Origin of the sequence: Streptomyces sp. Tu 2975, from assembly GCF_009832925.1 — a bacterium.
In the GTDB taxonomy this organism is placed as follows: domain Bacteria; phylum Actinomycetota; class Actinomycetes; order Streptomycetales; family Streptomycetaceae; genus Streptomyces.
The window spans coordinates 7505948-7526206 of sequence record NZ_CP047140.1 but is presented as its reverse complement, the minus strand read 5'-3'; the positions used below and the strand labels follow the sequence as shown (position 1 = coordinate 7526206).

General features: G+C 72.7%; 12 protein-coding genes and 1 pseudogene. 5 read left to right on the top strand and 8 right to left on the bottom strand.

Features of this window, described 5'->3' with window-relative positions; all coding sequences use genetic code 11:
- The first annotated feature begins 119 nt into the window (after positions 1-119).
- Positions 120-1943: a serine hydrolase domain-containing protein gene (locus tag GLX30_RS33735; protein ID WP_159694690.1), complete on the top strand. Its 1824-nt coding sequence runs from the start codon at positions 120-122 to the stop codon at positions 1941-1943.
- Positions 1944-2426: 483 nt separating this feature from the next.
- On the opposite strand, the gene GLX30_RS33725 is transcribed toward GLX30_RS33735, so the two are convergent.
- Genes GLX30_RS33725 through GLX30_RS33715 form a run of 3 tightly spaced genes read right to left on the bottom strand, consistent with a single transcriptional unit; the run spans position 2427 to position 7168 of the window.
- Positions 2427-3971: an NAD(P)/FAD-dependent oxidoreductase gene (locus tag GLX30_RS33725; protein WP_159694689.1), complete on the bottom strand. Its 1545-nt coding sequence runs from the start codon at positions 3969-3971 to the stop codon at positions 2427-2429.
- A 9-nt stretch (positions 3972-3980) separates the two neighbouring features.
- The gene (locus GLX30_RS33720; RefSeq protein ID WP_159694688.1) at positions 3981-6239 is read right to left on the bottom strand and encodes a serine/threonine-protein kinase; all 2259 of its coding nucleotides are present in this window, start codon (positions 6237-6239) and stop codon (positions 3981-3983) included.
- A complete protein-coding gene (locus tag GLX30_RS33715) occupies positions 6221-7168 on the bottom strand; it encodes an oxygenase MpaB family protein (RefSeq protein ID WP_159695399.1) in 948 nt (315 codons plus the stop codon). The genes GLX30_RS33720 and GLX30_RS33715 overlap by 19 nt, the downstream gene beginning before the upstream one ends.
- A gap of 173 nt (positions 7169-7341) precedes the next feature.
- Here GLX30_RS33715 and GLX30_RS33710 point away from each other — a divergent pair, with 173 nt between their 5' ends.
- From GLX30_RS33710 to GLX30_RS33700, 3 genes are all read left to right on the top strand, one after another.
- A complete protein-coding gene (locus GLX30_RS33710; RefSeq protein WP_279632622.1) occupies positions 7342-8001 on the top strand; it encodes a TMEM175 family protein in 660 nt (219 codons plus the stop codon).
- 119 nt (positions 8002-8120) lie between these two features.
- Positions 8121-9689 (top strand): SDR family oxidoreductase, encoded by a 1569-nt coding sequence (locus GLX30_RS33705; protein ID WP_159694687.1) that lies wholly within the window; start codon positions 8121-8123, stop codon positions 9687-9689.
- 43 nt (positions 9690-9732) lie between these two features.
- Positions 9733-11103 carry a deoxyribodipyrimidine photo-lyase gene (locus tag GLX30_RS33700; RefSeq protein WP_159694686.1) on the top strand — a complete coding sequence of 457 codons (1371 nt, stop codon included), beginning with the start codon at positions 9733-9735 and terminating at the stop codon, positions 11101-11103.
- 188 nt (positions 11104-11291) lie between these two features.
- Here GLX30_RS33700 and GLX30_RS33695 read toward each other — a convergent pair whose 3' ends face one another.
- From GLX30_RS33695 to GLX30_RS33680, 4 genes are all read right to left on the bottom strand, one after another.
- Positions 11292-11672: a hypothetical protein gene (locus GLX30_RS33695; RefSeq protein ID WP_159694685.1), complete on the bottom strand. Its 381-nt coding sequence runs from the start codon at positions 11670-11672 to the stop codon at positions 11292-11294.
- A complete protein-coding gene (locus GLX30_RS33690; protein ID WP_159694684.1) occupies positions 11669-12256 on the bottom strand; it encodes a TetR/AcrR family transcriptional regulator in 588 nt (195 codons plus the stop codon). Before GLX30_RS33690 ends, GLX30_RS33695 begins: the two co-directional genes overlap by 4 nt.
- Before the next feature lie 148 nt (positions 12257-12404).
- A complete protein-coding gene (locus GLX30_RS33685) occupies positions 12405-13583 on the bottom strand; it encodes an acyl-CoA dehydrogenase family protein (RefSeq protein WP_159694683.1) in 1179 nt (392 codons plus the stop codon).
- Positions 13584-13678: 95 nt separating this feature from the next.
- Positions 13679-14863, bottom strand: coding sequence for a serine hydrolase domain-containing protein (locus GLX30_RS33680; protein ID WP_159694682.1), 1185 nt, complete (start codon positions 14861-14863; stop codon positions 13679-13681).
- 145 nt (positions 14864-15008) lie between these two features.
- Here GLX30_RS33680 and GLX30_RS33675 point away from each other — a divergent pair, with 145 nt between their 5' ends.
- Positions 15009-16094: an enoyl-CoA hydratase/isomerase family protein gene (locus GLX30_RS33675; RefSeq protein WP_159694681.1), complete on the top strand. Its 1086-nt coding sequence runs from the start codon at positions 15009-15011 to the stop codon at positions 16092-16094.
- Positions 16095-16223: 129 nt separating this feature from the next.
- On the opposite strand, the pseudogene GLX30_RS33670 reads toward GLX30_RS33675, so the two are convergent.
- Positions 16224-19662: pseudogene (locus GLX30_RS33670) on the bottom strand (phosphodiester glycosidase family protein).
- Positions 19663-20259: the final 597 nt, after the last annotated feature.

Below are 20259 nucleotides of genomic sequence, written 5' to 3'. Positions count from 1 at the left end.
TTTCTGATGCAGCGTCAGATTCTTTGGAGTGGTTGACAGACGCAGGGGACCGCAAGAAAGTTTCACGTGTCGTTGAAGATCCGAAAGATACTTTCAAAGACGCGCAGAGAGGGGTCCGTATGACCGACGACTCGGCGGGCAGAGGGATCAGCAGACGGAGGCTGGGCGGCGGAGTGCTGACGCTGGGCGGTGCGCTCGCCCTCGGGCCGATCCCCTTCGCGGCGGCTGCCGGGCGCAGCGGAGGTTCGGGCACGGGCGGGACGGACCCGGGCAGCGGCTCGGGACACCGGCCGACGCTGCGGCGCGGCACTCCGCAGCGGGCCGGCCTGCTGGCCCGTCATCTCGACCAACTGGTCTCGGACGCCGAGAAGTTCCTCGCCCCCTCCCCCACGCACCCGTGGTACGCGGGTGCGGTACTGCTCGCCGGACGGGGCGGCACGGTGGCACTGCACCGGGCGATCGGCAAGGCGCTGCGCTACTCGTCGTACGACGAGAAGACCGACACGGCCGTCGAGCTCCCGGCCGACCACCAGATCCCCATGACCGAGGACACCGTTTTCGACCTGGCGTCCGTGTCCAAGCTCTTCACGTCCGTCCTGGCCGTGCAGCAGATCGAGCGGGGCACGCTGGAGCTGGAGGCCCCGGTCGCCTCCTACCTGCCGCGGTTCGCCGGTGCGGGCAAGCAGGACATCACGGTGCGTCAGCTGCTCACGCACACCTCCGGTTTCCGTTCCTGGATCCCGCTGTTCAGGGAGCCCACGCAGGAGGCAAGGCTCGAGCGACTGTGGAACGAGGCCCCGGCGAACCCGCCCGGCACCGTCTACCTGTACTCCGACCTCAACCTGATCTCGCTCCAGCTCGTGCTGGAGAAGATCACCGGTCGCCCTCTGGATGCGCTGCTCCACGACGAGATCACCGCTCCGCTCGGTATGCACCGCACCCGTTTCAATCCGCCGGCCTCCTGGAAGCCGAAGATCGCGGCCACCGAGGACGCCAGACTCCCCTGGTCCGGGCTCGACCGCGGCATGGTGTGGGGCGAGGTCCACGACGAGAACGCGTACAGCTTCGGCGGCGTGGCCGGTCACGCCGGCGTCTTCTCCTGCGCCTGGGACCTGGCGGTCCTCGCCCGCACGCTGCTCAACGGCGGTGTCTACGGCAGTTCCCGGATCCTGCGCCCGGACAGCGTCGAGCTGATGTTCTCCGACTTCAACACCGCCTTCCCCGGCGACGAGCACGGCCTGGGCTTCGAGCTCTACCAGCACTGGTACATGGGAGCGATGGCGACACCGCGGACCGCCGGGCACACCGGCTTCACCGGCACCAGCCTTGTCCTCGACCCGACCACCGACTCGTTCCTGATCGTGCTCGGCAACTCTGTCCACCCCGTCCGCAGCTGGCGGTCCGGCAGCGCGCCCCGGGTCGCGGCGGCCAACAACATGGCCAGGGCCGTCGCCGTCCGTCCCGATCACGGCCGCACCGCCTGGTTCGCCGGCATGGCCGGCTCCACCGCGGCGACCCTCACTCTGCCCGCGCTCGCCCTCACCTCGGCCAGGCCCCTGCTGCGGTGCGCGTTGTGGTGGGACACCGAACCGCGCTCCGACGCGCTGTATCTCGAGGCGTCCCAGGACGAGGGGGTGACCTGGCGGCCGGTCCCGTTCACGGCCGCCCGCAAGGGCCGCGAGGAGGAGCCCCACCCGTCCGGCTCGGCGACCGGCTGGTCCGGGCGGGCATGGCACCGGGTCACCGCGGACCTCACCGCGTGGCGCGGCTCACCGGTACGGCTGCGCTGGCGGTACGCGACCGACCAGCTCTACGTCGGCCGGGGCGCCTACGTCGACGCGATCCGCGTCGACGACGGCCCGGGCCCCGCCGCCTTCGACGAGGCACGACCTGAGGACGCCGTTCTGATCGAGCCCAAGGGCTGGACGGCATCGCGGGACTGACTGTCAATCACCGCGCCGGAACCGGCGCCTGCCCAGCGCGCCTGCCCGGTACGGGGCGCGCCGGTCCCGGCCCGGCGCACGGCCGAGCCCCGGCCGGGGACCCCCACGGAACCGGCACGCGAACCGCGCCGACACTTGGGGCCGGCGCTCAGCCGATCCTGGTAGCAGCCGGCGGTACCGGACCCCCACGACCCCGCGCAGCCCGTCACGCGGGCCGCGCCGTACACCGGGGCCCGCGACCGGCGCGCGGGCGGGCGCGGCCGGCGCGCGGGCGGGCGCGGCCGGCGCGCGGGCGGGCGCGGCCGGCGCGCGGGCGGGCGCGGCTCGCGCAACCCGGTACCCCACCGGGACCGACGTACGCCCGCGCCGATCCCGAGCCCGGCGCCGGCGCAGGCGGCACGGGAGCGGGTGCCGCCGGGCACCGGAGCGGCGGGCACGCCCGCCGCTCCCCGAGCGCCCGCGCGGCCGTCCGCGTCGCCGGCGTCAGCGCCCCAGCGCGGCCATCGCGGCGTTGTGTCCCGGCACACCGCTGACGCCGCCGCCGCGGACGGCGCCCGCGCCGCACAGCAGGACGTTGGCGTGCGCTGTCTCCACGCCCCACCGCCCCGTGGCGGCGGCGCCCGTGCCTGTGGCGTACGGCCAGGACAGGTCACGATGGAAGATGTGGCCGCCGGGCAGTCGCAGTTCGCGCTCCAGGTCCAGCGGCGTCTTGGCCTCGATGCACGGTTCGCCGTTCGCGTCGGGCGCGAGGCAGTCGGTGATCGGCTCCGCCAGGTACGTGTCGAGTTCGGCGAGCGTCGCGGCCAGCAGGTCCGCACGCGTCCGCTCGTTGTCCTGGGCGAACAGCCTCGCGGGGGTGTGCAGTCCGAAGAGCGTCAGTGTGTGGCAGCCCTGGGCCGCGAGTTCCGGCGAGAGGATCGACGGGTCGGTCAGCGAGTGGCAGTAGATCTCGGACGGCGGAGCGCTCGGCAGCCGCCCGGCGGCGGCCTCCCGATAGGCGGTGGCCAGTTGACCGTAGCCCTCGGAGACGTGGAACGTGCCCGAGAAGGCGTCCTCGGGGGCCACGGAGCTGTCCCGCAGCCGCGGCAGCCGCCGCAGCAGCATGTTCACCTTCAGCTGTGCGCCCTCAGCGGGTTCCGGGCTCTCCTCTCCGAGGAGTGCGGCGAGCGCCTGCGGTGAGGCGTTCACCAGGACCCGGCGGGCGGCGACCGCGCCCTCGCCCGCGCGGTTCCGGTAGGCGACCTCGGCGCGCTCGCCGTCCGTGTCGATCCGGGTGACCTCGTGTTCGAGCGCGAACTCCGCCCCCGCGGCGCGGGCAGCGGCGGCCAGCGCGTCGGTGAGCGCCCCCATCCCGCCGACCGGCACGTCCCAGTCGCCGGTGCCGCCGCCGATGACGTGGTAGAGGAAGCAGCGGTTCTGCACCAGCGACGGGTCGTGGGCATCGGCGAACGTGCCGATGAGAGCGTCGGTGAGGACGACCCCGCGGACCAGGTCGTCGGTGAACCGTTCCTCGATCGCGGCGCCGATCGGCTCCTCGAAGAGCATCCGCCAGGCCTGCTCGTCGTCGACCCGCTTCCGTAGCTCGTCCCTGGTGGGCAGCGGCTCCGTCAGCGTCGGGAAGACGCGCCGGGCGACCTGGCCGGTGATGCCGTAGAACTCGCGCCACGCCGCGTACTCGCGGTCCCCGCCGGTGAGGGCGCCGAACGACTCCCGGGTCCGGGCGCCGCCGACCAGCAGACCGCCGTCGCCCTTCGGCGTGTAGGAGGAGACGGTGCGCTTACGCACCGCGAAGTCCAGTCGCAGGTCGCGCACGATCTTGTCGGGCAGCAGCGAGACGAGATAGGAGAACTGGGACAGGCGGGCGTCGACCCCGGGGAACGGACGGGTCGAGACGGCCGCTCCCCCGGTGTGCGGCCGGCGCTCCAGCAGCAGGACGGAGCGCCCGGCGCGGGCGAGATAGGCGGCGGCGACCAGGCCGTTGTGGCCGCCGCCCACGATGACGGCGTCGTACGAGGCGAGTGCGGGCATGGGCGGACACTAACCGCCGGGCGCCCGCTCCGTCACCGTCCCGCGCAGCGCGGCGACCCGCCGGTACAGCTCCACCGCCTCGGTGTGGCGGCCCAGCTGCTCCAGGCAGTGTGCCTCGTCGTTCCTGCTGGACAGGGTGTCGGGGTGGTCGGGGCCGAGGATCCGTTCGCGTTCCCGCGCCACCTGCGCGTAGACGCAGTGCGCGTCGGCCCAGCGGGCGAGCCAGCCGAGCGCCACGGCCACCTCGCGCCGGCTCACCAGCGTGTCGGGGTGGTCGGGGCCGAGGACCCGCTCGCGCAGGGCGCTCACGTCGCGCGCCTCGGTGAGGGCCTCCTCCCAGCGGCCGAGCCGGCCGAGATTGACGCCGAGTCCGTGGCGCGCGCGGAGAGTCTCCGGGTCCTCGGGCCCGCAGACGCGGGTTCGGTCCTCGACGAGGGAGCGGTAGAGGTCCAGCGCCTCCGCGCCGCGGCCGAGCCGGCCCAGGCAGATTCCGGTCTCGTAGCGGGCCGCGAGGGTGTCCGGATGATCAGGGCCGAGGGTCGCGGCGCGGGCCGCGGCGACGTCCTGGTAGGTGGTGAGCGCCTCGGCCCAGCGGCCCATCAGTCCGAGGGCGTAGGCCATCTCGTAGCGGGTGACCAGGGTGTCGCGGTGGGTGCCGCCGAGCACGCGGGCCCGGGCCTCCGCCACGTCGCCGGCGATCCGGAAGGAGTCCTCGATCCGGCCCATCCGGCTCAGGTTGAAGGCGAGATTGTGCCGGCAGCGCAGGGTGTCGGGGTGATCGGTCCCCATGGTGCGCTCGCGGGACTCGAGGACGGCCGCGTAGATCCGGTCGGCCTCGGCGTACCGGCCGAGGCCGCCGAGCACGTACGCCGTCTCCTGCCGGGCGGCGAGTGTGTCGGGATGGTCGGGGCCGAGGGCGCGTTCGCGGCCCGCGGCGACCCGGCCGAACTCCTCGAGGGCGTCAGTGGCGCGGCCGGTGCGGCTGAGGCTGAAGCCGACCTCGTAACGGCTGGACAGGGTGTCGGGGTGGTCGGCGCCCAGCAGTGCCTCGCGTTCCGCGGCCACCGCGCGGTGCACCTCCCCGGCCTCCTCCCACCGGCCGAGCCGGCCCAGGCTCAGACCCGCGTTGTGCCGGGTGGCGAGCACGGCGAGCAGCTCGGGCGGCGGAGTGGGCCGGACGGGGCCCTGGGCGGGGACTCGGGCGCCGGTGTGCGGGACGGCGGGGACGGACGGGCTGGTCCACCGGCCGGTGAGCGCCGCGGTGTGGTCCTTCTCCGGCGCCAGGGACGGTGCGGCGAAGACGCCGGTCGCCTTGTGACCGACCGTCATCCCGCGTGTCCAGTAGGGCAGGGCGGCCTCCCGGGAGGCGGCGGGCAGGGCTTGGCGCTGGAGCGGGACGACGGCGGGGGCGTGCCGTGTGTGTCCGGACGCACCGATCCTGCGCCGCAGGTCGCCCGCGGCGGCGGGCCGCTCATCGGGCGTCTTGGCGAGCAGGTCGAGGACCATCAGGTCGAGGAACTCCGGGATCTCGTCGCGGTGTTCACGCAGCGGCCGGGGCACGGTGTCACGGTGCCCGACGAGGATCGACCAGGTGTCGCCGACGTCGAAGGGCGGGGAGCCGGTGGCGAGCTCGTAGAGCACGCAACCCAGCGAGTACAGGTCGCTGCGGTGGTCGACCTGGCCGCCGGCGATCTGCTCCGGTGACATGTAGTGCGGGGTGCCCATGGCGATGCCGGTGCCGGTGAGCTTGGAGGTGAAGCCGATGTCCTCCCCGAGGCGCGCTATGCCGAAGTCGCAGATCTTCACCGCGCCGCCGGTGAGCCGCATGATGTTGGCGGGCTTGAGGTCCCGGTGCACGATGCCCTGTTCGTGGGTGTAGTCGAGGGCGTCGGCGATCTGGTCGGCGATGTCGACGACGTCGGTGACGGGCAGCGGCTGCTGCTTGTTGTCCTCGAGCAGTTGGCTGAGGTTGCGGCCCTCGAGCAGCTCCATCACCAGGTACAGCACGCCCTCGTGCTCGCCGAAGTCGTGGACGACGGTCACGCCCCGGTGCTGGAGGGCGGCGGCGACACGGGCCTCACGGCGAAAGCGTTCCCGAAGGATCCGGGTGAAGGTCCTGTCGTGCTGGGACCCGATCGGCTTCAGGCACTTGACGGCCACATGGCGGCCGAGGGATTCGTCGCGGGCCCGCCACACCTCGCCCATGCCGCCCCGCCCGATGAGATCGAGCAGTCGGTAGCGGTCCTGGATCAGTCTGGTTTCCGCCATCTCGTGCTGTCGCCCCCGTCACTTCGCTGCGCCCTCCCCGGCCGGTCCAGTATGGCCGCCCGTCTGCGTAGTTTGTACGGGGCCGGGCGTGCGCCGGGCCCGAGTCGCGCCATCGCTTTGAGAATGTGACCGGGCGGGAGTTGCCAGCGTATACGGGAGGGGACGCAGCGCAGCAGGTTGCCCGTGACGCTGAGCTGCCGTGTCACGCGGTCGGGCGTCGGGGCGGCTCTGCCGTACAGGTCGTGCGCGTACGCGGGCAGGGCGTTGTACGCGAGTGCCGACACCCGTTCCCACGCCAGGCGGCGTGCCGGGACCAGCAAGGGGTGGACGGGCGGGCGGCGGAGGAATTCGTCGACGTCGCGGGCCTCCGGGCCGGCGGCGAGCTCCGGCCGGACCGTCTCGAAGTAGTCGGCCAGTTCTGCGGCGGTGGCGGGCACGGCGGCGCGGTCGAGTCCGACGAGGCGGGCGGCTTCCCGCTGTTCGCCGAGGTAGCGGTCGGCGTGCTCGTCGTCCAGCGGTAGCCCGGAGCGCCGGGCGACGTCGAGGTAGGAGCCGACCTCCGCGCAGTGCACCCACAGCAGCAGTTCCGGTTCGTCGACGCCGTAGCGCTCGCCGGTGGCGGGGTCGGTGGCCTTCAGCCGGCTGTGGATCAGGCGGACACGGGCGCCGGCGTTCTCCGCCGCCTCGGTGGTTCCGTAGGTGATGGTGCCGACGAAGTCCGCGGTGCGCATCAGGCGGCCCCAGGCGTCCTCGCGGAAGTCCGAGTTCTGCATGACGCCGCGCACCGCACGGGGATGCAGCGCCTGAAGGTAGAGGGCACGCACGCCTGCGATCCACATGACCGGGTCGCCGTGGATGTTCCAGGTCACGGAGCCGGGTCCGAACAGTCCGGGGTCGGCGGCGTGTCCTGGCGCCGTGTCCGGAGGCATGTCAGGGGTCTCCGGGGTCATGTCCGGGGTCATGGGTCACCCAACTCCCTCGTCCGGCACTGCCGCTCGACGGTCACGTCGCCACCGCGGGCGGGTCGGACCATGGTAGGTGCGTCCGAACCGAAAGGATCAATCCGGGTATTCATGGACTTCTGACCCTAAGGTGGGGCAGCGTGAAAGGCCACCAGCGGGTACGGGACGACGAGGGGAGCGCGGTCCGGCTGATCGCACTGTCGGACGGCGTGTTCGCCATCGCCATGACTTTGCTGGCTCTGGACATCGCACTTCCCGCCGGTCTTGACCCCGCCGACCTCGACGAAGGTCTGGCGGACGTGATGCCCAGCGTGTGGGCGTACGCGCTCAGCTTTCTGGTCATCGCGGCGTTCTGGCGGGGCCACCACCAGGTCTTCCGGTACGTCGAGAAGGTGGACGGGACGGTCATCCGGCTGGGGCTGCTGGGCCTCGGGCTGATCGCCCTGATGCCCTTCCCCACCACCCTGCTGGCCGAGTACGGGGACGTGTCCCGGGCCGTGGCCGTCTACTCCGGCGCCGTGGCCGTCATGGGGATCGCCCAACTCGCGCTGACGGTGGCCCTGTGGAAGCGCCCGTGGCTGTCCGGCGACGCGGCGCTGCCCGACCGCGTCGCGCGCAACGACGTGGCCGACCTCGCGGCGACGGTGCTGGTCTTCGCCATCGCCGTGCCGCTGGCCTTCGTGTCCCCGACGGGCGCGAAGCTCTGGTGGGCGGTGCTGATCCCGGTCAAATGGATGCTCGGCGAGCGGGGCAACCGCCTGCGCGCCGCCGCCCGCGAATCGGCTCCGGAAAGTACGTAACACGATGGTGGCCAAGAGCCTGGTCGATGCCCTGAGTCCGGTCGATCACCGATGGCGGTCGCTCAGGCGGAGGGTGACGACAGCAGGCGCACGAAGCAGCGAGCGCTGGAGGAGCTGACGTGGACACTGACCGAACCGCCGGGACCGGCGGACTGCACTGTCTGGTGACCGGTGCGTCCGGATACATCGGTGGGCGGCTGGTTCCGGAACTGCTGGAGGCCGGTCACCGGGTGCGTTGCCTCGCCCGCACTCCGGGCAAGCTGCGTGACCATCCCTGGGCCGCAGCGGCGGAGGTGGTCAAGGGGGATGTCACCGACGCCGACTCGGTCGCCGCGGCCCTGCGCGGCATCGACGTCGCGTACTACCTGGTGCACGCTCTGGGGACCGGCTCCGGGTTCGAGGAGACCGATCGTCGCGCGGCCAGGACCTTCGCCGAGCAGGCTCGTGCGGCGGGAGTGCGGCGGGTCGTCTACCTCGGCGGACTCACACCGCGCGGCGTTCCTGCGCGGGAGCTGTCCCCGCATCTGCGCTCGCGTGCCGAGGTCGGCCGGATCTTTCTCGACGCACCTGTGCCCGCCACCGTGCTGCGGGCCGCCGTGGTCATCGGCTCCGGGTCGGCGTCCTTCGAGATGCTGCGCTATCTGACCGAACGGCTGCCGGTCATGGTCACCCCCAGTTGGGTGCGCACGCCTGTCCAGCCCATCGGGGTGCGCGACGTGCTGCGGTATCTCGTCGGCTCGGCCACCATGCCGGACGACGTGAACCGGGCGTTCGACATCGGCGGGCCGGACGTCCTGACCTATCGGGAGATGATGCGCCGATACGCCGCCGTCGCCGGGCTGCCGCAACGGCTGATCGTGCCTGTGCCGGTACTCACTCCCCGTCTGTCCAGTCACTGGGTCGGTCTCGTCACGCCGGTGCCCGCGTCCATCGCCCGGCCGCTGACGGAGTCACTGCGCCACGAGGTCGTCTGCCAGGAGCACGACATCGCCCGCTACGCACCCGACTTCCCCGGCCATCCACTGCCGTTCGACGAGGCCGTCGACCTGGCGCTGCGGCGTGTCCGCGAAGCACAGGTCGCCACCCGCTGGTCGTCGGCCGGCCTTCCCGGCGCTCCGAGCGATCCACTGCCCACCGACCCCGACTGGGCCGGCGGCAGCCTCTACGTCGACGAACGGCAGCGGACGGTCGAGGCGTCCCGCCAGGCGCTGTGGAAGGTGATCGAAGGCATCGGCGGGGAGAACGGCTGGTACTCCTTCCCGCTCGCCTGGGCGGTGCGCGGCCTGCTGGACCGTTTCATCGGCGGCGTGGGGCTGCGCCGTGGCCGGCGCGACGCCGAGCACCTGCGGGCCGGCGACTCGCTCGATTTCTGGCGGGTGGAGGAGATCGAGGCGGGGCATCTGCTCCGCTTGCGTGCGGAGATGCGGCTGCCCGGCCTCGCCTGGCTCGAGATGTACGCCGAGGACGACGACGAGGGCCGCACCCGCTACCGGCAGCGTGCCCTGTTCCATCCCCGCGGCCTCTTCGGTCACGCCTACTGGTGGAGCGTCTCGCCGTTCCACGCCGTGGTGTTCGGCGGCATGGCGCGCAACATCGCCCGGGTCGCCGCCGAAGAGATGAGTGCCCACGGGACGAACCCGCCCGATGGGCGGGTCCGCAAGTCGGCCTCCCCCGGCAGCGGATCCTGATGGTCCGGCCCCTGCGGCGCCGGTCCCGAACGAGGAGTGACGCATGAGCGTCGCGGTCGTCCTGTTCACCTCCGACCTGCGCCTGCACGACCGTCCCCCGCTGCGGGCGGCTCTGCGAGCCGCCGACGAGGTGGTGCCGCTGTTCGTGCTCGATCCGGCCGTTCACGCAGCCGGCTTCGACGCACCGAACCGGCGTGCGTTCCTGGCCGACTGTCTCGCGGACCTCGACGCCTCACTGCGCCGGCGCGGCGGCCGGCTGGTGCTGCGCGCGGGTCCGGTGGTCCGCGAGGTCGGGGACGTCGCGGCGACCTGCGGGGCGCTCGAGGTGCACATGGCCGCGGGCGTGACCCGGTTCGCGCACCGGCGCGAGGAGCTTCTGCGCAGGGAGCTGGCCACGCGTGGCGTGCGGCTGGTCGCGCACGACGCCGTGGTGACGGCCGTCGCGCCGGGTGCCGTGGTACCCGCGGGCTCCGACCACTTCACGGTCTTCACGCCCTATTTCCGCCGCTGGACCGCGGTGCGGCTGCGCACGCCGGAAGCCGCCCCGCGCAACGTACCGGTCCCGGACGACGTGCACGGCGATCCGCTCCCGGCCCGGGGTCCCGTGCCGGGTGTCGCCCCCGGGATTCCCGCGGGCGGCGAGAGCGAAGGGCGCCGGCGTCTGGCCGGCTGGGTCCGCGGCGGGCTCGCGGCCTACGAGGACCGGCACGACGACCTGGCCGGCGATGCGACGTCGCGGCTCTCTCCTTATCTGCACTTCGGGGCGCTTTCCGCCGTCGACGTCGTACAGCGGGCCCGGGCGCGCGGTGGCCCGGGGGCGGAGGCGTTCGTTCGGCAGATGTGCTGGCGCGACTTCCACCATCAGGTGATGGCCGCCCGGCCGGAGTCCTCGGTACGCGACTACCGCACACGCGACGACGGCTGGCGTACCGAAGAGGCCGCGGAGGAGATCGCCGCGTGGAAGGAAGGCCGCACCGGCTATCCCATGGTCGACGCGGCGATGCGCCAGCTCAGGCACGAGGGGTGGATGCACAACCGGGCCCGGCTGCTGGTGGCGAGCTTCCTCACCAAGACGCTGTACGTGGACTGGCGCGTCGGCGCGCGTCACTTCCTGGACCTGCTGGTGGACGGGGACATCGTCAACAATCAGCTGAACTGGCAGTGGGTGGCCGGGACCGGCACGGACACGCGCCCGCATCGCGTGCTCAACCCGGTGGTCCAGGGCAAGCGCTTCGACCCGCAGGGCGCGTACGTGCGCCGGTGGGTGCCGGAACTCAAGGGTGTCGCAGCCAGGAGCATCCATGAACCGTGGCGGCTGCCGCCGCTCGAACGGGCACGGCTGGACTACCCGGAGCGGCTGATCGACCTCGCGGACGGTCTCGCCAGGTTCAAGCACGCCCGCGGCCGGGACTGAAGGCTTCTCCGCCGTACCCATCCACGCGGCGGCCCGCGTATCGGGCCCGGACGGTGGCCGTCGCCTCCGCGTGGGTTTCCCGGTAGCCGCTCTCCCTTCCCGGTGCGTTCCATGGCTTGGTCGACGAGTTCGAGGCTGTGTTCCCATTCCGCCTCCAGCCGGCCGCGGGAGACTCTCCGAGGGTGCGGCTACGCGGCGCCCACCGCTGTCAGTACCGCCACCGGCAGGAGCAGAATCCACTGCGGCAGCCGGAGTAGCGGTCTGGGCCGGCCGACGGACAGCGTGACGACCAGGAAGGCTGCCGCATACGCGATGAAGTGCGCGGCCACGAACCATGCCACCAGGCCGGCTTCCGGCGTGCCGTCCATGAGGGCGAGGTAGAGCAGCGCGAGGCCGGAGAACGCCAGATCGACACTCACCATGTGCCACACGGCGTGCAGGACCCGCTTGGGTTCGTCCGCGAGCCCACAGGAGATCAGCGGGCGCACCACATCGCGGTGCCCGCCGACGACGTGCACGGCGGCCACGCCGAGCGCGGTGATCCCTGCCGCGAGAAACCAGCCGTTCATCGAACCTCGATCCCTTTGGCCACAACAGCGGCCAGCAGTGCGGCCAGCTGCGGGCCAGGGTGTTCCCCGACCAGCCCTACGTGGAAGAACACGGCTCCTGCCAGCGTGTCCAGGACCAGGTCCACGGGCGTTCCGGCCGAGATCTCCCCGCGCAGCACGGCGCGTTCGAAGACGCCCAGCAGCCGTTCCTTCGACGGGGCCAGGAAGTCGCCACGGATACGCGCCTGCAGTTCCGGATCGGCGGCGAAGTCGGCGAGCAGGCCCGGAAGTGCCGCCGCGGCGGCAGGCGCACGGAATTCGTCGACCAGGCCCTGCAGCAGTACGGTCAGATCTCCGGCCAGCGTTCCTGTGTCCGGGGTCGGAGCATCGTCGGTGGTAGTGAAGACGGCATCGAAGACCAACTCCGGCTTGCCCGGCCACCGCCGGTAGATCGTGTCCTTGCCGACGCCGGCCCGCGCGGCCACTGCCCCGATCGATGTCGCGGCGTAGCCGACCTCGACCAGCAGCTCTGCGGTCGCGCCGACGATCGCCTCGTGCGAGCGGGGATCCCTGGGACGCCCCCTGGAGGGCGGGGAGGAGCTCATGGTATTTACCATACGAGTCGACCCGTAAAATAAACAGGGGTCCGACCCACCCGGCCCGCAGCGGCGCCGGCCGCTTGGGGCTGCACCGTAGCCGCAATGGGCAACGTCACGGAACGGAAGGCCGACCCGGCGCTCCGAGAACCCCTGGTCAGCGTCGTACCCGGGGCATCCCCAGTCCGATCCACGAGATGATCTCGCGCTGGATCTCGTTGTTGCCCCCTCCGAAGGTGAAGATCACGGCCGAGCGGTAGCCGCGTTCCAGTTCGCCGCCGAGGACCGCGCCCGCCGAGCCCTCCTTGAGGGGGCCCGCCGCGCCGACGATCTCCATCAGCCAGGCGTAGGCGTCGCGCCGCGCCTCCGAGCCGTAGACCTTGACCGCGGAGGCGTCCTGCGGGGTGAGGGTGCCGTCCTGCACGGCGTTCACCATCTGCCAGTTGAGGAGTTTCATGGCGTCGAGCCGTGTGTGGGTGCGGGCGAGACGGCCGCGCACCCAGCCGAGGTCGATCACGCGGCGGCCGTCGGTGAGCTTGGTGTCGGCGGCCCAGCGCTGGACGTCTCGCAGTGCGCGGATCGCCATGGTGCCGTGGGCGGCGAGGGTGACCCGCTCATGGTTGAGCTGGTTGGTGATCAGCCGCCAGCCCTTGTTCTCCTCGCCCACCCGGTCGGCGACGGGAACACGCACGTTGTCGTAGTAGCTCGCGGTCGTGTCGTGCGAGGCGAGGGTGTTGATCAGGGTGCAGGAGTAGCCGGGGTCGGACGTCGGTACGAGCAGCATGGTGATGCCCTTGTGGGGCGGGGCCTCGGGGTCGGTGCGGACGGCGAGCCAGATCCAGTCGGCGGTGTCGCCGTTGGTGGTCCAGATCTTCTGTCCGTCGACGACGTAGGTGTCCCCGTCCCGCACGGCCCGGGTCCTCAGCGCGGCGAGGTCGGTGCCGGCGTCCGGTTCGCTGTAGCCGATGGCGAAGTCGAGCTCGCCGGAGAGGATCTTCGGCAGGAAGTACGCCTTCTGTTCGTCCGTGCCGAACTGCATGATCGTCGGGCCGACGGTGTTGAGCGCCATCAGCGGCAGCGGCACTCCGGCCTGGGCCGCCTCGTCGAAGAAGATGAACTGCTCCATGGGGCTCAGTCCACGGCCGCCGTACTGCTCGGGCCAGCCGACGCCGAGCCAGCCGTCCGAGCCGAGCCGGCGGATCGTGCGCCGGTAGAAGCGTTTCCTGGCGGCCGGTTCGGCGTACCTGGCGTAGGCGTTGTCGGGGACGATCCCGGCGAAGTACCTGCGCAGCTCTGCGCGTAACCGTTCCTGCTGCGGCGTGTATTGAAGGTGCACGGCCCCTCCAGGCGTCTCGCGGTGCGCCCCTTGCGCGGCGGCGCGCACACAGTAGAACGTGTTGCAAGAATCCGGAAGGGCCGTGCCGAGGCGCACTAGCGGGAGGCGTAGACGGCTTCGACGAGGGCCATCTTGCGCGGGTCGTCCGCGATGTGCGGGCCCATACGGTTCATCACGTACCCCATGGCTATGCCGGCTTCGGGGTCGGCGAGTCCGCAGGAGCCGCCGAAGCCGTCGTGGCCGAAGGCCCGGGGGTTGGGCCCGTACGAGCCGTTCCTGCCGCTCAGCCAGAGGCCGAGGCCGGCCTCGGTGTCGTGCGCGAAGCCGGCCGCGAGGACCAGGTCGGAGCAGCCGCCCTGGCCTTCGCGCACCCGCTCCACAGCCTCCCGCGACAGCACACGGCGCCCGTCGAGCCGGCCCTGTCCGGCGAGAATGCCGTACAGCGCGGCGACCGCGCGCGCGGTGCCGTGGCCGTTGGCGGCAGGGATCTCGGCGGCCCGCCACCCGGCCGAGTTCGCCGCGTCCGCGCCGGTGGGCGGGTTGGTCAGGGCGGCGATGGCGACGGGCGCCAACTGGGCGAAGACCGCGGCCTGTTCGCTGCTTCCGGCGGCCACCGGGTGCACCAGCTCGGCGGCCCGGTCGAAGTCCCGCTCCGGCAGGCCGATGGTGAAGTCGATGCCCAGCGGTCCGGTGATCTCCTGCCGAAGGAACTCGCCCGGCAACTGCCCGCTGACCCGGCGCACCACTTCCCCGACGAGGTGGCCGTAGGTGATCGCGTGGTAGCCGGAGCGGGTGCCGGGCTCCCACCAGGGTTCGGTCGCGGCCAGCCGGGCACAGGTCAGCTCCCAGTCGTAGAGCTGGTCGAGCGAGTGCGGCTCACGCAGTCCGGCGAGGCCCGCCCGGTGCGAGAGCAGATGGCGCACGAGGACGCCCTTCTTGCCCGCCGCCGCGAACTCGGGCCAGTAGTCGGCGACCGGCGCGTCCAGGTCGAGCAGCCCGCTGTCGGCGAGGACGTGGGCGCACAGAGCGGTCGGCCCCTTGGTCGTGGACCACACGTTCACCACGGTGTCGCTCTGCCACGGCACGGTCCGGGCGCCGTCCGCCCAGCCGCCCCACAGGTCGACGACCTTGTCGCCACCGGCAAGGACGGTCACGGCGGCGCCGAGCTCTCCCCGTTCGGTGAAATTCTTCTCGAAGGCCTCACGGACCGCCGAGAAACGCTCGTCGCAGTGGCCTTCGATGCTGATGGGTCGCTCCGCGCTGCTGGGTCGCTCCGCCATGTCCGGCAATCCTCCGTCGCCTCGTCCGTGCACGTCGCAGCGAACATACCGACTGGTCGGACTGAGGGGGAAGAGGGCGTACGGCGGTCACCTGCCGGTGAGCGAGGATGGACTCGCACGAACCCGGACCCGAAAGGACGACGCGATGGCCCCCGACGATCCCGCAGCACTGCGCGAAGGCTCGGCACCCGACGGTTCGGTGCTGCTGCGCACCGAAGGGCGCGCCGGGTACATCACGCTCAATCGCCCCTGGGCCATCAACGCGCTCACCCACACCATGGTGCGAACCGTCGGCGCGGCGCTCGAGGCCTGGGAGCACGACGACGACGTCGCCGTCGTGGTCGTCTCCGGCGCCGGGGAGCGAGGGCTCTGCGCCGGAGGGGACATCCGCGCCATCCACGACGACGCGCGCGCCGGCGGCCGGGCGTCGGTGGCCTTCTGGCGGGACGAGTACCGGCTCAACGCGCGGATCGCCCGCTACGCCAAGCCGTACGTGGCGGTCATGGACGGCATCGTGATGGGCGGCGGCGTCGGTGTGTCCGCGCACGGCAGCGTCCGGGTCGTCACGGAACGCTCCGCCGTCGCCATGCCGGAGACCGGGATCGGCTTCGTGCCGGACGTCGGCGGCACCCACCTGCTGGCGCGGGCGCCCGGCGAGCTCGGCACCCACCTGGCGCTCACCGGTGAGGCGGTCGGCGCCGGGGACGCGCTGCTGCTCGGCCTGGCCGACCACTTCGTGCCCGGCGACCGGCTCGCCGGCTTCACCGGGTCCCTCCGGTCGGCGGATCCCGCGCATGCGCTGCGTCGGTACGCGGCCGAGGCTCCGGCGGCGGAGCTCGCCGCCCATCGCGACTGGATCGACCACTGTTACGCGGCCGAATCCGCGGAGGAGATCGTCGAACGGCTCTCGGACTGCGGGGAGCCCGCCGCCAAGGAGGCCGCGGAGACCATCCTGCGCAGGTCTCCCACCGCGGTGAAGGTGACCCTCGCCGCGATCCGGCGGGCCCGCGTGCTGGGCGCCCTCGAGCCCGTACTGGAGCAGGAGTTCCGGGTCTCCTGCACGGCGCTCGCCTCGCCGGACCTGGTCGAAGGCATCCGCGCCCAGGTCATCGACAAGGACCGCGACCCGCGGTGGTCGCCCGCGCGGCTCGACGCGGTCCGCGAGAAGGACGTCGAACAGCATTTCGCCCCTCTCGCCGCGGGCGAGCCGGGCCTCGGACTCGCGGACTGACCCGGGGAACAGGATCCTTGCCCCTCCTCCCGGGACACGGTCCGCTTCGAAGCGCCGGCCCGCGCCTGTGCGGGGCCATGGCAGCGACCGGGAGGGGCGGGGTGGGTGAAGACCCCGCCCCCTTCCGCGTCACGCCGCCCGGTCCCGCAGCGACACGACGCTCCGGCGTACTTCGGTGGTCGTGCCGTTCACCGTCACCGCCAGCGTGAACTCCCCGGGACGCAGCGCCGTGAGGCGGCCCGTCGCCGGGTCGAAGGACGCCACGTGGCGGCCCCGTGCGCCGTCCGCAGGACCGATGTGGACGTTGGGCGAGCCGGACCAGTCCGCGCTGACGGGGAACGCCACGGGAACGCGGCGCGCGCCCTGGAGGACCGTCGCCTTCGCGTCCCCGCTCTCGCCGGGCCGCAACGCGGCGGGCGCCTCCAGGCCGAGGCCGTCCACGTGCGCCCGGGTCTGGACGGAGAGCCAGTCGGGCCCGGCCTCCCACGGCGCGCGGCGCGTGGCCGCCTGCTCGGCGCGTGACACGTCGTCGACGCCGACGAGCGACCAGCCCGTGAATCCTCCCTCGTCCGCCGGACCGGCCGGAGCCTTGCCGGAGTTGCCGTTGACGAGATAGGGCACGCCGTCGATGTGCGCGGCGTGGAAGACGCCGACATGGCTGCCGATCAGCGCCGCGCCCTTGCCGGTCGTGCGGCGGAACTCCGCCAGCCAGTTCTCGATCAGCGCCGCCTCCTTCCGGTCGCCGAGCCGGCTGGCCTGCTGGACGGTCGGGTCACGCGGCGGGACGTGCTCGACGACCATCACGGACCCGACGCCGGCGTCGGCCGCAGCCGCGTCGAGCTGGGCGCGTAGCTCCTGGATCTGGGCGAGTCCGCCTCCCCGCAGAGTCAGACTGGAGGTGTCCAGGGTGACGAAGCGGGTGCCCCGGTGGTCGAACGTGCGCTGCGCGGGCCCGAATTCGGCGACGAAGTTGCCGATCTCCCCGCCCATCACCTCGTGGTTCCCGGGCACGTAGTACCAGGGCAGATCGTCCCCCAGTTCCTCGTCGAGCACGCGGCGGGCGAACGCCAGGTCGGCCGGTGAGCCCTCGTCCACGAGGTCGCCGTTGACGACGAGGAAGTCGGGCCGTGCCGCCTTGATCTCCCGGAGGGTCCGGCGGGCCTGGGCGACGATCGGGCTGTCCGGGGCTCGGGCGACGAACTGGGCGTCGGACATGACGGCGAACTGCCAGTCCCGCCCTTCCGTGACGGCCGCGGGATCGATCAGCGGGTCGACGACGGGAGGCACACGGGGCAGATCGACCGCGGGGGGCACCTGCGCGTCGAGCCCGTCGATGACGATCCCCCGGTGTACTGCCGGTTCGCGGCGGTCTCCGCCAGGTAGAACCGGTGCACCGCCAGCGGCATCGCCGCGCCCTGCGGCACGTCGAACTTCACCTGCCGCCACCCGGTCCAGGTGATGTAGGGCCCGCGCAGCAGTTGATCGGACCCGGCGGCGTCCTTCAGATGGAGGGTGGGCCAGGCGCCGTTGCCGTCGCCCTTGATCCAGAGGGTGAAGGACTGCGGCCGGCCGGCGACCGGGATCCTCTGCGGCGGGTTGGCGTAGGCCGCCCGTGTCGCCGTCGATCCGGTGAAGTCGTAGGTGAGGTTCAGGCCGGTGCCGTCGTGTCCGTCCGGTGTCGCCGCGACCGAGCCGCTCGCCCGGGCCTGACTGAAGGTCCATGAACCGGCGTCGTCGAAGCCGGTGACGGCCTGCTCGGCGAGGCCGACGCTCACGGCGAGCGTGGCACTCAGGCCGCCGGCGGTCACGGTGATGCGCCCGGCGGTGCTGCCTCCGGTGCGTGCGGTGACGGTGAAGGAGCCGCGCCCGTCGTCGCGGACGTCGAACAGGCTGTGGTCGTAGTCGAGTCGTACGTCCGCGGGCTCGATCGGCGCGCTGTTGCCCTGGGCGTCGAGGCCGAGGACGCCGAAGGCGCCGGCCGCTCCGGAGTCGGCGAGGGAGACCCGGCGGGTGGTCGGCTCGACGCGGGCCAGGTCGTCGAGCACCGTGAGCCGGATGCCGCCCTCGGCACCGGCGCGTTCGGCCCGGACGTCGGTCGTGCCGCTGCGCCGTGCCCGGAAGACGCCGTCCTGGTCGACCCGGCCGACGGAGGGCTGCGAGGTGCGCCACCGAGGGGCGCCGGCGGCCGGTCCGTACGTCTCGTCGTAGCCGGCGGCGGTGAGGGTGCGGGTGAGACCGGGGAACACCCGCTCCGGGTGACCGCCGAGCACCGGGTCGGCCGTGGGGGCCAGGGACGCCGGCACGGCGGTCTCGACCCAGTAGCCACGGAGCGTGCCGCTGCCGTCGGGGGTGGTGAGGGCGAGGCCGTTGGGGACCTCGCGCTCGCTGCCGTCGGAGGGGCTGTTCTCCACCTGGAGCGCGTCACTGCCCGGTTCGCGGGCGACCAGGGTCGACGAGCCGCCGCCGTCGAGGTTGAGCGCGTTGTGCGCGCCGGCCTTCTTCATCATCAGGCCGAGCTCGGTGAGGGTGACGCCCCCGCTGTCGGCCTGCCGGCCGTCGACGGTGACGATCTGCATCGCCCGGCCGTCCTTCGAGAAGCCGACGGCGGTGCGGGGTGCGGCGGTGTTGTTGCCGGCGCCGTCGTGGTTCTGTGCGACGCCGTCGACGACGAGGAGTTCACGGCCGCCGACCGCGGTGCGCGGCACGGGGCCGCTGCCGGTGCGGGGCCTGTACTCCATCGTCACCGCGTCGCCCGGCCGAAGGGCCGCGAGTGCTTCGGCCCCGGCCTCGCGGCCGACGAGGACCGTGGTACCCGCGGGCACGGCCCCGGTGCCGGGCCGGTCGAGCACTTCTACGACCTTGCCGTCGCGTACGACGGCTTCCGCGACGGGCGCCGCCGTGTCGGTGGTGAGCGCGCGATCGGCCTCCCCCACGCCGAGGTGTACGCGCCGATCCCGCCCGCCGGAACATCGGCGGCGTTGTACGCGCCGAGCGGGTGGGTTCCGCCGGGGACGGTGAGGGTGCCCTCGAAGTACATCTGCAGCACCCGGCCCGCGCCTTCCGGGCCGATGCCGACAGCCCGGTGGGCTCCTGGGGCGGGCGAGTGGGTGATCTCGCCGTCCTTGACGCCGGGGCCCTGCGGTGCGCCGGTCTGGTTGATGTCGAAGAAGTCCCCGTTGATCGCGGCGACGGTGCGACGGCCCTTGCCGGCGTCGTGCCCGGCGGCGAGTTCGGAGACGCTGCGACGGTCGGCGACCTTGCCCGAGGACAGGTAGTCGGCCTGTATGCCGCTGCTCAGGTCGACGGCGAGCGCGTCGACGCGCAGCCACTTGTCGGCCTCGAGCCTGTCGTAAGAGGTGAGCCGGACGCCCGGTGCGATCGGCCGGGACGCCCGGGCGGTCTGGATGCCGTCGGGGTCGGTGACGGCTGTCCGGCTGCCGCCCGGGGCACTGGCGGGCGGCGGTGCGACGGGTCGCAGTATTTCGGCGGACTGCCGTGGCGGGGGCGGTGGATCAGCGACGGCGGGGGCCGCGGCCCCTACCACGAGTGCGGACAGCGTCGCGGCCAGCGCGACGGTGTGTCTTGCTCTGCCAAGGCCCACAAGTACTCCTGGAGGATGGCTGGTTGAGCGTGCAGTAAGCGCTGTCGGCGGACAGCATCGCCGGGCCGGGAGGATCGCGCCAGAGGTCGGGATGAAGGACGGGAGAACACAAGGAACGCACTGGCATCTTCGCGTGACGGTGCATCAGTCGGCCGTGTCACCACGCCGATGCCGGACGACTGCGGTGGGTCGGGAGACGTCCGGTGCCGCTGCATGTCCGCGGCGCGACGGACGCGTGCCCTTGTCGTACCGTCTGCCCTGCTCCGGAGCATCTCGGGCCGCTGGTGGCCGAACGCCCGGCGGGGCCAGGTGAGTCGGCGGAGGGGGAGCACACTCCCGGCGGGGACCGGCGAACGCGGCGCGGTGGCCGATGCCCGGACGACCGCGGCGACGTCCTCCGGCTCGGACACGGAGGCGGCCTGCCGCGGCGGGATGCGCGCGGGCCCCGCGCGGGCAGCCGCACGACGTAGCAGAGACGGCCACGTCGTCGCGCACGGCGGGTCGGCGGGGAGCCGCGCGGGCGGCGCACGACGGCGCGGTCCGGGACAGCGAAAGGCGGGCGGA

Bases quoted from the DNA above. Each gene is read 5' to 3' on its own strand.
- GLX30_RS33690 (WP_159694684.1), bottom strand. From the start codon at position 12,256: ATGAGCTCCTCCCCGCCCTCCAGGGGGCGTCCCAGGGATCCCCGCTCG.
- GLX30_RS33695 (WP_159694685.1), bottom strand. From the start codon at position 11,672: ATGAACGGCTGGTTTCTCGCGGCAGGGATCACCGCGCTCGGCGTGGCC.
- GLX30_RS33725 (WP_159694689.1), bottom strand. From the start codon at position 3,971: ATGCCCGCACTCGCCTCGTACGACGCCGTCATCGTGGGCGGCGGCCAC.
- GLX30_RS33715 (WP_159695399.1), bottom strand. From the start codon at position 7,168: ATGCCTCCGGACACGGCGCCAGGACACGCCGCCGACCCCGGACTGTTC.
- GLX30_RS33700 (WP_159694686.1), top strand. From the start codon at position 9,733: ATGAGCGTCGCGGTCGTCCTGTTCACCTCCGACCTGCGCCTGCACGAC.
- GLX30_RS33675 (WP_159694681.1), top strand. From the start codon at position 15,009: ATGGCCCCCGACGATCCCGCAGCACTGCGCGAAGGCTCGGCACCCGAC.
- GLX30_RS33735 (WP_159694690.1), top strand. From the start codon at position 120: ATGACCGACGACTCGGCGGGCAGAGGGATCAGCAGACGGAGGCTGGGC.
- GLX30_RS33720 (WP_159694688.1), bottom strand. From the start codon at position 6,239: ATGGCGGAAACCAGACTGATCCAGGACCGCTACCGACTGCTCGATCTC.
- GLX30_RS33680 (WP_159694682.1), bottom strand. From the start codon at position 14,863: ATGGCGGAGCGACCCAGCAGCGCGGAGCGACCCATCAGCATCGAAGGC.